The 14,467-nt window shown below is 31.5% G+C and carries 9 protein-coding genes; 2 read left to right on the top strand and 7 right to left on the bottom strand.

Annotated features, from left to right (window positions below; genetic code table 11):
- Positions 1-201: 201 nt before the first annotated feature.
- From BS101_RS02180 to BS101_RS02155, 6 genes are all read right to left on the bottom strand, one after another.
- Positions 202-1,515 carry a TIGR02679 domain-containing protein gene (locus BS101_RS02180; protein WP_073537330.1) on the bottom strand — a complete coding sequence of 438 codons (1,314 nt, stop codon included), beginning with the start codon at positions 1,513-1,515 and terminating at the stop codon, positions 202-204.
- A 4-nt stretch (positions 1,516-1,519) separates the two neighbouring features.
- Positions 1,520-5,608: a TIGR02680 family protein gene (locus BS101_RS02175; RefSeq protein WP_073537329.1), complete on the bottom strand. Its 4,089-nt coding sequence runs from the start codon at positions 5,606-5,608 to the stop codon at positions 1,520-1,522.
- A gap of 10 nt (positions 5,609-5,618) precedes the next feature.
- Complete coding sequence (locus tag BS101_RS02170) at positions 5,619-6,761, bottom strand: TIGR02678 family protein (RefSeq protein WP_073537328.1); 1,143 nt, start codon at positions 6,759-6,761, stop codon at positions 5,619-5,621.
- A 7-nt stretch (positions 6,762-6,768) separates the two neighbouring features.
- Positions 6,769-8,250, bottom strand: a complete 1,482-nt coding sequence (locus BS101_RS02165; RefSeq protein WP_073537327.1) for a TIGR02677 family protein — start codon at positions 8,248-8,250, stop codon at positions 6,769-6,771.
- 83 nt (positions 8,251-8,333) lie between these two features.
- Complete coding sequence (locus BS101_RS02160) at positions 8,334-9,905, bottom strand: histidine kinase N-terminal 7TM domain-containing diguanylate cyclase (RefSeq protein WP_073537326.1); 1,572 nt, start codon at positions 9,903-9,905, stop codon at positions 8,334-8,336.
- A 25-nt stretch (positions 9,906-9,930) separates the two neighbouring features.
- Entirely contained in the window at positions 9,931-10,734 is an 804-nt protein-coding gene (locus BS101_RS02155) for a lipid II flippase Amj family protein (protein ID WP_073537325.1), read from the bottom strand.
- A 278-nt stretch (positions 10,735-11,012) separates the two neighbouring features.
- Between BS101_RS02155 and BS101_RS02150 the strand changes: the two genes are divergently transcribed.
- Both BS101_RS02150 and BS101_RS02145 read left to right on the top strand, forming a co-directional pair.
- Positions 11,013-11,345, top strand: a complete 333-nt coding sequence (locus tag BS101_RS02150; RefSeq protein ID WP_073537324.1) for a cupin domain-containing protein — start codon at positions 11,013-11,015, stop codon at positions 11,343-11,345.
- A gap of 188 nt (positions 11,346-11,533) precedes the next feature.
- Positions 11,534-13,348 (top strand): serine hydrolase, encoded by a 1,815-nt coding sequence (locus tag BS101_RS02145; RefSeq protein WP_073537323.1) that lies wholly within the window; start codon positions 11,534-11,536, stop codon positions 13,346-13,348.
- Positions 13,349-13,460: 112 nt separating this feature from the next.
- Here BS101_RS02145 and BS101_RS02140 read toward each other — a convergent pair whose 3' ends face one another.
- Positions 13,461-14,447 (bottom strand): NADH:flavin oxidoreductase, encoded by a 987-nt coding sequence (locus tag BS101_RS02140; RefSeq protein ID WP_073537322.1) that lies wholly within the window; start codon positions 14,445-14,447, stop codon positions 13,461-13,463.
- Positions 14,448-14,467 lie beyond the last annotated feature (20 nt).

Below are 14,467 nucleotides of genomic sequence, written 5' to 3'. Positions count from 1 at the left end.
GTATTTGATTATAATGCCACATAAGGACAAAAAAAATAAAACACATCAATTAAATGCATTTTATTTTTAAAATATACTATTCATTACTTCTATAAAAACTTTCAATAATTACATATCCTAATATTATTTCAAACATAAAATAATCAAACATATTATAAGTACTTAAGACAATTGTAAGTTTCTCCACAATAAAAGCAGAAATCACTTTAAATCCTTGAAGAGGATCTCCGCTTTTCTGATATCTTCTTCATATTTATCTATCAATAATTCTTGATAAGCTGCACGTTTGTAATTTATTATAGTTTCACATATTTTTTTTAGCTTGGGGCTCTCCACCAGTTGTAATTTTTTTATTCTCATTTCACCAAGCTCCACATCTGATATTATATTCTTGTAATCCTCTATATCGTATCTCCATAGAATTAGCTTTTTTCCGTACCTGAGATTTAATTTATCTGCCATAATTATGCCTTCCGGGTCCATATCCCCCGAATAGTATATAAGAGCACCACTTTCCACCAATTTGTCCATTAGAATAAGAGAGGCCAGTTTAAAATTACCGAAAGTGCACATAAGAGAAGGCTTAATTTCAAGGGTTCTATTAAGTATCTCGGTGAAAACAGTAGGATTTTCAAATACATACACTTTTTTGCAGGGACTTACAATTCTTGTGGTTCTGCTTATATTAAAAAGTGATACCTGTATGGGTTCCCCACTATTATAGAATCCCTGCCATCCCCTGTGTATTTCATTTTTTTCAGAGTATGCCAACATACCACTGCAGAGCGTGTAATTTGAAACCTCATCTCTTATTATTCCTGCACTGTACATTAACTCTGAAAGACCCTCTGCATTTTTAGGGTAGGGTACCTTTTTAAAAAATATTATTGCAAATACAAGGAGTTTCCCTGCATCCTTATCATTGTCAAAAAAGTGAGGATTTTTTGTTACTCTAGATGCCAGAACTGCAAGCCTGATTAAATTGTCTCTGTTAAAAGATATTATATCAACCGCCCTGCATACAGCTTTTAAGTTATACTTTAAATTCTCCCTGTCTTCATGATATTTTTGATTTATAAACCTTGTTCCACTTCCATCACTTTCAAGTATAATTGAGAGCCACTGTTTTCCTCGTGATGCATGTAATTCATCCATGATACCTTTATAAAACAAGTATCTTTTCTCATCATACTGAGTTTTTTCTTCTTTTTTTGAATAGAACTTGTGATTAAAATATTTCTCCAGTACAATTTTAAAATCCACACCGGAGAATTTTGTATCACCTAATGCTTTAACAAAATTTTCAACTTTAATGGAGGCTTCTTTTTTATAGTAGTTTTTTTTAAAAAATCCTGTAAATGCATCTTTCTCAAAGTCACTTAAATTAACTAAATTTATTGTACCACCTAAAACTCCCAGGGATTTATATTTTTCCTCAATCTTTTTAAATGCTCTTTTAAAACCTGGGTTGTTTTTAAAATAATCAACACACTCTTCCAATAATTTTTCATCCATAAGATTACATCACAAGCTCCTTTACTCTGCCATTCCATCTATATCTCATAACTGTAACGTATTCCACATTATCCGGTCTTAAAAGTTCACATATAGAAAGAGATGGAACAGTATCATAATCTCCCCATAATATCTGGGAATTTATTATATAATTTAAATCCAGTTCGTTTAAAAGTCTGAACATATCCCTTATATTTCTCTCATCCACCCCTGCAAAAGCTTCATCCAGTGATATTATTCTAGGGCTGTCACCTCTGGCACCTTCATATTTTGCATATACCGCAGAAAAAAGAGGTACATACATTGCCATGGCTTTTTCCCCTCCGCTGAATTGATAAAAAGCATTGTTTGTAAGTTCCTTTTTGCTGCTTCCTTTTTTCACATAATAGAGCTTGAACTCAAACCATTTTCTATAGTCAAGTATTTCTCTCATAATGCTGTGAAAAGTCTGACTCTGTCCTTTATCTTCCAGCATTCTTCGTGCTTCTGATATTTTAGATCTGAAATGCTCTGAAAGTTTATTCAAATCCGAGGGCTTCAGTAAATTTCCATCCTGTTTCAAAAGTTCTACCAATTCTCTTGTATCCAGCTGCTGTTCAGTCTCCGCCCTTTTACTGCTCCATCTAAGTGAAAAAGATAATCCACTGGATGTATTCATAGATTCCATAAGTTCATTCATTTTCTTCACCCATTTTTCACTGTGAAATATTCTTGCTCTTATCTTTTTACTTATGTTATTTACCAGAATATCCTCAAAAAGCTGTCTGTCCCCTTCTTGAAGGAGTTTCTCATTTTCACTTATACCCTCTTCTATAAAATCAACCAATTTATAAAAACTTACATCTTTGCCCCTTACTTTCGCCATTATATCTACCCGTTTTCTTGTGGCATTGGCTATATTTAAGTCTTCATCCGCATCATCCAGCGCCTCTGAAAAAATATATTCGGTTCTTACAGTATATTCCCTTAAATATTGATTATTTTCCTGAAATTTTTGAAAAAGGAGGTTCCCATAATCTTCTCTTACCCTTAAATTTTTCTCTCCCACTAATATTTCCCTTACAATACTTACAGCCATTTCCAAGGATTTAGTATCCTTATTTTTACTTATATATCCAAGTGAAAGCTCTTCCATAAAAGCTTTTTCATATATACCTGAAATTTTCTCAAGTCTTTCTATTTCTCCAGATATTTCTGTGATTTTTATATTTTGCTGTTCATATATGCTCTTTTCTCTCTCACTCTTTCTTGCAGTGTCCTTAATTTTTTTAGGTATCTCCCCCAAAAGCCTTATACATTGTTCCACCTGATTTTTCACAGATTCATAGTCTGAAAGCTCAAGCTGTTGTCTGGAATTCTCCATGGTAATAGAAGATTCTTTTAATTCTCTCTCAATTGAAGATAGATCATATATGATATTATCTATATCCTGCAAAACATCCTCCAGGTTATCCCTGAAAATTTTTATTTTTTCTAGAGCCTGGAGAAATTCACCGTGTATTTTTTCAAGTTTAAATAAATTTTGCCTGTAATCCTGTGAAGCTTCAAGGGCTTCTTCATAATTCTCCACATTGGTCTTGATATTTAATTTATAGGTAAGTTCATATACTTTTTCTTTAACAGTCTTCAATTCTCCATATATTTTTCTCTCAATACTATTTTTGTTTTCTATATCTTCACAGGCTTTTTCATAATTAAAATCCGCATCCTTCAGCTGATGTAAAGCTTCAGACAAATCCTTATTAGATGGAATACTGTTAAATTCCTGCTGAAGCACTTTCAGTCTTAAGTCAATATTATTTATATCATCTTTACAGACTAAAATATGTGCTTCTATCTCCTTAATCTCATCTAAAAGCTTATTTATCATATCTTCTCTATATTTATTTCTGGCACTTGCCCCTATAAATTTGGGCATATAAAATTGAGTTACATTTCCTTTTATAATTCCTATGGAATATTGACCCTTTTCATTAACACAAGTTCCACTTTTATTTTCATCTACCCATATACTCTGAAGTACATTCTTAACCTCTTCACAACCAAGTCCGTCTAAATCAATGTTTTCAGCTTTAAGAAATTTCAATATATTATTTTTCTCGTTTTTATTACGTGGAAATATATATTTATCTGCAGCAGTGTTCAAATTGAAACTTAAAACTTTATCTTCATACTTTTTGGGAATGATAAGTGCATCTAAAATCCCCATATCCATAAGTGATTCTTCCAGCCTACCTCTTATTTCATCTGGAACATCCTCTTTAAAATCTACTGCCTTGTAAAGAGGTACAAATGGGATATTCATTTCCTGAAGTTTTTTCCTATTTTCAATAACTTTTTCTTCTCTTTCGGGTTCAGGATCTTTTTTATTTTTCCACATTTCCATTTCCTGATTTTTTTCCTTCAACAGCTTTTTCCTATTTTCCTCTTCTATCTCAATTTTATATTTCATACCTCCAAGTTCTTTTTCAAAATTATTGTATTCATTTCTCACCAGGGTAATTATATCGTCAAAAGAACTTAAATAGTCAAAATTGTTTACTGCCCTTGCTGCGGAAACGATACCTTCTTCTGAGAATTTAAATTCTACGCTATTCTTTCTCCATTCATATAATTTCTCAATATATTCCTCTTTTATTTCCATAAGCAGATTTTTTGTTTCCTCAAGTGTCTTAAGCTTTTCTTCTCTGTAATGTTTGCTTTTTTCAAGTTCCTCAAGTGCCCTATCATACTCTATATTCTTTATTCTCTCTTTTTTTAATGCCTCCAGTGCCTTTTCTATATCTTTTATGTATTTTTCCAGATTATTTTCCACATAATTAAAGGAATATTTTTTATTTAAATTGCTCTCTAGTTCATCTTTAAAAAAACTCTGTTCATCAAAGTATATTTCTCTTGAAATTTCATCCATCTCAACTAATATATCCTCTATTTTTTCCTGCTTTATATCTTTTTCTTCCTCCAATTTTTTTATATTATTATTTAAGGTAATTTCATCTCTTCTTTTTTTCTCATGTACTTCATTTTTTTGAGTTTTTTGTACACTTAGAGTTTCAATATACTGTTTTAATTTTTCAATTTTTTCTCTTATTTTTATGCTGTCATGTTTATCCAATTCCCTTTTCTTATCTTCTAATATATTCTTCTCCATATCAAGATTTTTTAGTTCTTCTTCCGCAGTCTCATGGGCTCCTCTTGCCCTTTCTTTTTCTTTTTCACAATTTACCTTTTCAGATTTTATACCCTGAAATTGTTTATTGTATTTTATATAAAGTTTAGCCTTATCCAGAATGAAGAATCTATTGTATTTGTCAAAGGCAGACTTTATTTTATTAACCGCTTTTCTGGATTCTTTCATTTCTTCCAATCTACTTTTTATGTTATCCATATTCTCTATGGCCTCTGACATAGGCCTCAAATCATCTTCCGAAAGCTGCTGAAGGGAATTTTCCATTATTTCATAACTTACTGTAGGTTTAAAATCCTTGGAAAGCTTGGGAGTTCTGAGCTGAACCAGAAGTTTTATAAGTTCATCATAATCATCTATATTGTCATAACCAAAAAGATAGTTATTAACAAGTTTCATGTATCCGTGCTGGCTTTCTACTACCTGGCCTCCTGAATCTATCCTATTTTGAAGTTCCTTGGCTGTAAGAGGCAATTTTCCTCCAGACTTCTTGTAAAGAAAAATATCCTGTCCTATTCTTCTTCCATCATTTATAACAAAGCCCCATGACTTAAGTGCCTTTCCTCTTGAAGCTTTGAATCCCATGCCTATGGTCATATAATTTTCTGTTTTTCTCTTTTTAAATTCCATATAGATATATCCAATGGATTCATCTTTTCCGCTATCTTCATCGCCAAGTAGATAATTTTCTATTTTTCTGGCCTTGGACCCAAATGGATCTAATCTTTCAGGACTTTTATTTCCATCTAAAAGAAGTGGAATAAAACTCTGCATGGTAACTGACTTGCCAGAGCCATTTGAACCCCTTAAAAGAAGCTTACCATCTGAAAAATCAAACTCTTCCTCATCATAGTACCAAAAATTTAAAAGTCCCGCCTTATTTATAATCCACCTGTTATCTTCCATAATATCCCTCCTATGTTTGCAGTTTCTTTACAAAACTATCTGGATATATTCCTACCACCTTGCCGCAGAGAGGAAGTATTTGAATTTCTCTTCCATCCTCCAAAAGATTTATCATGTTAAAGTCCTTCATGTATGATATTATCTCTTCAGTCAGATCACTTTGTTTCATTTCCCTGTATTCCTTGCTCCAGCCCATACCATAATTTTGTTTAAGCTTTTCCACCAGGCTTTCAAAATAAGCTTTGGAAACTACTGAAGTATCATCACTCTTTAACTCAATTCTTCCCTCTTTTATTTCATTAACTATTAAATAATTGAAAAACATCACCACATCACTTATTGCCCTATTTCCCGGAAAAGTATCTTTGAGATTATCTTCGGGATCTATAACCATCATTGCTCCATTTCTATGTACATGAATATTGCAGTCTAAATATTTCTCAATATCGTTTGAAATCATGCCTCTGTAATTCTTTATGTAATTATAGTCCACATCTTCAGAGCCGGTATTATATACTACAGGTCCCATCACAAGTCTTCTATATACTCTTTGTCTTCTTATAAATCCTCTGTCTGATTCAATATCGGTCCATTCTTCTTTCTCAATATCTTCATAAGTATCATAATCTAATATATTCATGGGAAAGTTCCTTGCAAAATATCTTGAAAGCCCTGTACTTTCATACAACACTTCTGCCTCCATATTGCTTTTAAAATTCTGCTCATCTCCATCATCCACCAGTATCATATCCATTGAAACGGCAAATCTCAAAACTTTTATAAGATATTTTCTATGTCTATACAGCGTCCAGTCCACACTCTCCTCTCCCGGATAATTTGCCTGTATGTATTCGGTAATTTCTGATAAAACAAATTGTTCCTCACGGCCTTTATCCTCAAGGAACATTATAAGAATGCACAAAAATGCATATTCCATGGTGCTTTCAAAATCTTTAATTCCCATCCAACTCTCCGCTTTTCCGGGGAATTTTTCAAGTTTTATCAAATGTGGATTCACAACAAGGTTATAACCCAATTTATCTGTTAAAAAGTTTTTAAACTTGGGTATACTGTCCTTTACCCTGTAATATAATTCCTTATTTTTATCTTTCCCTATCCAATAATTTTCAAGCAATATTTTAAGATCATTCATTTAAATTCTACCTTTCAAACCTTATAATATAAGAAGGCATTATAAGGCTACCATCGTCGCAATTCAGGGTACATTTTTCCTTCTCATCTTCTGGTATCTCCACTATATATTTTATGCCATCTTCAGTTTTACCTCTGCCGTCAGAACTATTTATTCCTTTACTGAGCCATCTAAGAAGAGTTATTCTGACACTTGAAGGTATTTTAGGAAGTGCGGAAAATTCTATGCATCCATCTTTCACATAACCCTCCATAATATTTTTCTCCTCTTCTCTTTTCTTCATTATTCTTTGAAGCATAGTCTTTTTCTTTTGTTCATTGTCTACTATAGCATTTCTCTCCAATTTTTCCCTATAACTGCGAATTCTAGGATTAATTTTTTTTATATAGGGCTCTTCTTCAAAAATCCCACTGTTTATACTTTCGGTAATTCTATTTGTATGTGCTTTAATATGTCTCATACTAAAAATCCCAAAACTTACTGCCGAGAGTTTATGGGCCTCTTCCATGTTTTGACATTTTAAAAACATACTGCAAAGTTTTCTGTACTCTTCTCTCCTGTTAGAGGCATTATTTCTACTTTCTGCTATTTGTGATGCAAATCGTGTTATTTTTCTTATTATTTCATTTGTTATATTAAGAAGTTTTTCTGCTTCACTTTCTCTGCCTGCAGGTGCGATAAACCAATTATACAGACTTCCCCAACGCCCGTAGATATTATCTTTTAGCATATCATCCGTTACTTTCATATCAATTCTAGGTATAGACTTTTCATATATTAAAACCTTTTGAAGTACCTCATTTACCTGATCCTTATCTAAGTTTCCAAGAAGGTACTCTATATGGGATGAATTATATTGAAGACTTTTTATAAAATCTCTCAAGTAATCTATGAATTTATCTTTGAATATGATAAATTCTCTGGTCTTCATAAGTTCATCTGCCTTAATGCCATACAAATCTCTTATATAGTCCTGATAATTTTGATTCAATCTTTTAAAGTCACTGTTTAGAGAACCCCACCAATTTCCCACTTCTTTTTCATTTTTAGACACCATTTCAGTGAGTTTTTCAATATGTTCTTTTATTCTCTCAAGAAGTGATGGTTCAAGGGAAGCACTTTCCACAAACAGATTCTCAAGCTTTATAGTCAGTCTTTCAATTTCCACACTGTATTCAGAAAGTTCATACCTGAATTGCTTGTTTTTAAATTCCTCCACTGTAGTAACCTTTGCAGTATCCTGGATTGCAGCAAGGTTTTTCCATGATATAAGCACATCCAAATCCTGACGGCAGGCTTCCATGGTATAATCCTTAAATTTATCGTGTTTTTTCAGTTCTTCAAATACCTCTTCTTTATACATCCAGTATTTCATTTTTTCATATTGCAGATAGAAGAACCTTAAAATACTTCTGTATCTCCAGGCATTTTCTGCTGTAAGATACCTCATTTCATCAATTTGTTTCATAAGCTTATCTGTTACTTCCATATAATAATCACCTTTTAAAAGTAAATTTTACTTTCTAAATACTCATATTATACCATATGCAGATAAATTTTATTAATGGTGTGTTATTGTTCTTCCAATTCAATTTTATTTCTTCCATTTGCTTTTGCTTTATATAAGCAATCATCTGCTCTTTTTATTAACGAATTAATATCATCATCTGATTTCAATTGTGATACACCTGCACTAATAGTAACAGTTACCCTATCATATTCAAACTTGTAATTACTTATGGTAAATCTGATTTTATCGCATAATTTGCCACCAGCATTTAATTCTACATTGGGCATAAATATCAGGAACTCTTCCCCTCCAAATCTTCCTACTGTTCCATTGTCTCCTAACTCTGCTCTAATTAATTCCGCTACTTTTTTAAGTACACTATCTCCAACTAAATGTCCATAATTATCATTAAGTCGTTTAAAATAATCAATGTCAAATATAGCTATTATAAGAGGTATCTTATTTTTTATTGCTTTTTGAAGATTTTTCCCCAATAACATAATAATATGTTTTTTGTTATACATTTCAGTTAAACCATCTTTAATGGATTTATTATAAAGTTCTTGATTCAATTTCCACAATTCTTCATTTGCTTTTTCTAACTTCTGCTGGGTAATTGTCAATTCTGTTATATCCTCCAATAATATTAAATAGCCAACTATATTGCATCTACTCCCTTTAACTACATTAATGGAACCATAATAATAAAACTCTTTCTCTGCAAATTTATAATTTAAACCAATCTTCACCGCAGAATTATGTGGATTAGAAAAATCATACTTTGTAATATCCTGTATAACTTTATGTATTGGTGTTCCAATTACTTCTGGAATAGAAGTATTGAACATTTTCAGTGCCTTCTTATTCATATCTACAATCTTTTTACTTTGATTAAGTATTATCATCAGTTCATTCATATCATCAAAAGCATATTCTTGAGCAACAGGAACAATATCCATAAACCTATACTTAAACATTCCAAAAGCAGTTACTAACAATGAAAGTAAAAACGAAATAGGAGTAAAATCCAAATTCTTATTGAACCCTAAATTTCCCACTAGCATAATATTACTAATAATCGGTATAAGCATTCCAATAATCATGATGATGGCCTGCTTTTTCCAAATATATTGTTTTGAAAATACAGCTTGCATTAATAATCCTATATTAACTGTATTGAGAAGATAATTATAAGCTGCATTAACCCAAAACCAAGAACCTGTAGCAAATCGCAGAACTTTATATCCATAACTGGGTTCAAGATAAAAATTATATATAAACCAATTATTGTAGGAAGAGGTTAAAATGAGAAAAGCTGAAATGGTGGGCATAATGACAAGAAGACTATTTTTCCAACTTTTAAAATTCCGCCTATCTGTTAGCTCCAGCGTTATCATCAGCCAGAATGCAGGAATATATAATATAAACGCCATTCTTATTACAAACCATATGACTTTTGCTTTCAGTGTATAACTTAATAGTTCCATAGAATATGTACTATTCCATACAGCAACTAACAAAACACATATAATAAACGGCCTTACACCTGAAACATTAATTCTTTTATGTAGGAAAGCATAAAATCCTACTAATATAAAAGCCAATGAAAATAACATTATGCTATAAAAATACATAGGGAGCCTCCTAGAATTAGAAAAATTAAATAAGCCTTGCAATAATTACTATTAACTTTGAAGCAGGTACTAATAAAAATTGGGAAAGTATACTTCCCGCAATTAAACCTCCTACAATAAAAATTATACAACGATTAAACTCCAGTTCTGTAGATTCTCCCCTTATTACATCATCTGTCATCATAGATAAATAGGGATCAATAAACATAACCATAAATATTGTTGAAATACTATTAATCACCGCTGATAAAGTGCTGCATGTAGTTCTCAAATCTGGACTAAGACATCCTGCATACAAAGCTGACAAAACACTTATACTTGATACTGAAAATGAAATCATATTTAATAAAATCACTTTTTTAGGAGTTTTGTTAAAATTTTTAAGTTCAGATAGGTTTTCTCTTTTAGGGATTGAAATACTATTTTTAAATTGTTCGATTCCCGACTTTGAAAATGCATGCATCATTAATCTAGGCAGAGATCTGTAAACACTAAATGATATAACTAATTTGTTGAATATTTTTATAAAAGTAGGCATTAAAATTGCACCTGCTATTGTAGCTAATGTAATAGAAAAGATTACCCATCTAAAGATATGTATTAAACCGGCAGATTGTCCTGAATTTATACCATTCTCAATAGTTTTTGCAAGTAAAGGTGCCTGTACAGTATTGGCCGTTCTCTGTATCAGTACAAATACATTAAATACGGCAAAAGATACCGCAATTCTCCCTGTTCTTACTCCTACAATTCTTGCAGAATATGCCAATGTTCCTATCATGTAAATAATAAAGGTTAAAATAAAAACCAAATAAACTTGAATTGTCATTTTTTACTACCACCTTGTATTTGTAAACTCATAAGCTTTTATTAATATGAAATGATAACCACATTTTATCATATTTTTGCCACTTGTAAATTGAATTTCAAATTTATTTTCAAATAGGATAACTGCTAGGTGAATTTAACTGACGGTTAAGTATGGTATTTTACACTGAATAAAAATTTTTAATCCACCTTTAAAGTTGGTAACATATATTACATACTCTCAGACCTGCTGGGTTTATACTATAAATAATAAATCAAAATTATAGCAGGAGGAAAACAATGAATACTTTAATTAAAAATATACCATTTTCAAAAATACTTACTTTAAAAGAACTAATATCCTATCAAGAAGGTCAAGTTGTAAGCAGAACTATTGCACAGACACCTTCTGTGAATATCTCCCTATTCTCACTGGATAAAGGTGAAGGAATAAGCACTCACGTAACTTCTGGAGATGCTATGGTTCAAATATTAGATGGAGTAGCAGAAATTACAATAGATAATAATACTTTCACTGTCAAAGCAGGTGAAACCATAATAATGCCTTCTAATATTCCTCATGCACTTGAAGCTGGAGAAAGATTCAAAATGCTTTTAACAATTATCAGATAATTCTAGGATTCAGGGAGGAGAAAAATATTCCTTATTTAACCTCCACCTGAATCTGACTATCATATAATATGAGATGAAATTAATACACCAAAAATAAAGTAATAATTTTCCTTATTTATAAAAATTATCTATTTTTATGATATAATTATATTATTCCATTAATTTTTAACAGAGGAGATGATAATTTAATGTTTAAGAAATCATTGATGTGTATTTTTCTCTCAATCTTTTTAGCATTTTCAAGTGGTAGTATAATAGAGATAACAGCACATGCTGAGACAGCATCCATTTCAAATGAATTTACCATAAACGTAGATGGCACCAATATTCCATCAAAATATGTACAACCCTATCAAAATTTAAATTCAGTAGTTATGCTTTCACTTAACGTATTATGTCAGAAACTAGATACGGATGCAAAACTTGAAGTAAAAAATGACAGTGCTCTACTGAATATCTCCAATTATAAGATAAAAATTGAAAACAATAACAAAAAAATATCTGTAAATGGGAAAAATATCACTTTGGCCACAGCACCTGTTATTAAAACGAATATTGTTTTTGTACCTCTTGAATTTTTCAGTGAAGTACTTGGTAAGACAATAAATTGGGACAACAGTACAAAATCCATTGAAATATATACTTCTTCAAAAAATATAGAATACTCTTTTAAAGATGTGTTAAATCTAAAAAATTATTTAACCATTTCACAAAAATTGGATAACTATTTAAATGCACTGGAAACTACAGATAACTTTCACGGCAGTGTACTTGTGGCACGGAATGGCAGTATAATTCTTAATAAGGGATATGGGAAATCTGACTTTGAACAAAATATTAAAAACACTGAAGACACCACATTTCCCATAGGTTCCATGACCAAACAATTTACAGCCATGGCAATAATGCAGCTGGTTGAAAGAGGCTCTATAAATGTAGATGATGTTATATCCAAATACATACCAGATTTTCCAAATGGGAATATTATAACAATACAAGAGCTTCTGACCCACAGTTCAGGAATTGTAAACTGTACAAATTTACCTGAGTTCTGGTCTATGAGTATTGATTCCTTTAATGATATAAATAATGTAATAAATTTATTTAAAAATAAGCCTCTGGAATTTCAACCTGGAAGTAAATTTAGCTACAGCAATTCAGGGTATATACTACTTGGGTATATAGTTGAAAAAGTAAGCGGAACAAATTATATAGATTATCTGCAAAAAAATATATTTCATCCTCTTAACATGAAAAATACGGGACTAGGTTATAATGGAATGAAAAAAATGTATACCTCCACAGGATATAGTGGTTATCTGGATGTTTTCCCCATAAGCGATATGGTGACAATTAACGGTGCCTATGGTGCAGGTGACTTATGTTCCACCACAGGAGATTTGTATAAATGGGACAGAGCCCTTTATACAGATAAATTAGTAAAACAATCAACTTTAAAAGATATTTTTTCAAATCACATACAGATAACATCATCTGGAATATACTATGGCTATGGTTGGATGTTATCAAAAGAAAATTACGGGAAAAAAATATATCACGGCGGAAATACACTTGGCTTCACAAGCAATATAGCAAGATATCCAGATAAAGATTTAACTATAATTATTCTCACTAATGTGGGATATTACAATATAAATTCTCTTAATGATACTCTGGCAGATATATCCCTTGGAAAAAACTATGAGATGCCCAAGAAAAAATCCATAATAAAAGTTGATGATGCCCTCCTTGACAAATATATAGGGAATTATAAAATTGAGGGCAATCTTGGAAGCATATCCATAACACATGAGAATGGACACCTATATTGTGAGCAAAACAATAGTGGACAAAAATATGAACTCTTTGCCCAATCACAAAATAAATTTTTTCTGAGAGTATCTGATGTTCAAATAAATTTTAATATAAATGACAAAAATCAGGTTACAGGAATCTCCCTGTATGAGTCAGGTCAAGAAATAAGTGCAGAGAAAATCAAATAACCTAAATTGATGACTTTCATTATAGCCTACAATTTAATAACAAAATCAATAGACAGTTTAAATCTTTCAAAACTGTCTATTTTAATATAATTCCTTAAATACTGTATTTCAATTATTTCATAGCATTCTTAGCCCAATCTGAATCCTTGTATATAGCTCTTCCCACTCCTATTAAATCAGCTTCTCCCCTACTTAAAATCTCATCTGCTGTTTTTGCATGGATAACTCCACCTGTTACAATTACAGGTATTGACACAACTTCTTTAATTGCCTTTGAAAGAGGTGTAAAATAACCTTCCTCATTTACTCCGGGAATAGTATATCTGCAAAGTCCTCCTGAAATATCCAAAACATTCACCCCAGCTTTTTCAAGCTGCTGTGCGGCTATCTTGCTGTCTTCTATAGTTAAACCTCCATCCATATAATCAGATGCACCCAGTCTCATAAATATTGGGAAAGATTCACCTACAGCTTCACGTACATTCTTTACAATATCCCTATGAATCTTAATTCTTCCTGTTATATCTCCTCCATATTCATCTTGTCTTTTATTGGTAATAGGAGATAAAAACTGATTTAAAAGATAGCCATGGGCAGAGTGAATCTCTACACCATCAAAACCCGCATTTTTTACCCTTAGTGCTGCCTCTTTAAATTCATTTACAATTGTTTTAATCTCATTTTTTTGAAGTTCTTTTGGAGTCATTCCTGTTCCAAAGGGATTAGGAACAGCTGAAGGCCCCACAATTTCCATACCTGTGACCTCAACATTTGCTGCACTTCCAGCATGATTTATCTGCATTATCGTTTTACATCCATTTTTATGAATAATTTCTGCTAGTTTTTTTAGATCCTCCACCATACTTTCCTGTGCAATAGACAGCTGATTGTTACTAGCTTTCCCCTGCTGTGATACAAAACTGTGTTCAATGATAATAAGAGAAATATATCCCCCTCTTGATTTTTCATCATAATAATCTAAAATGTCTTTGCTTATCCTTCCGTCTATCCCCGATTTTGCTGTTGCCATAGGGGGCATAATCAATCTATTTTTTAGTAATAATTTACCTGTATCTAATGGTTTATTTAAATAATTCATAACATTTCCTCCTACATCAT

The sequence above is a fragment of the Clostridium kluyveri genome, from assembly GCF_001902295.1.
GTDB classification, from domain to species: domain Bacteria; phylum Bacillota; class Clostridia; order Clostridiales; family Clostridiaceae; genus Clostridium_B; species Clostridium_B kluyveri_B.
The sequence above is the reverse complement of the archived record's forward strand: the minus strand, read 5'-3'. Positions and strand labels throughout refer to the sequence as shown.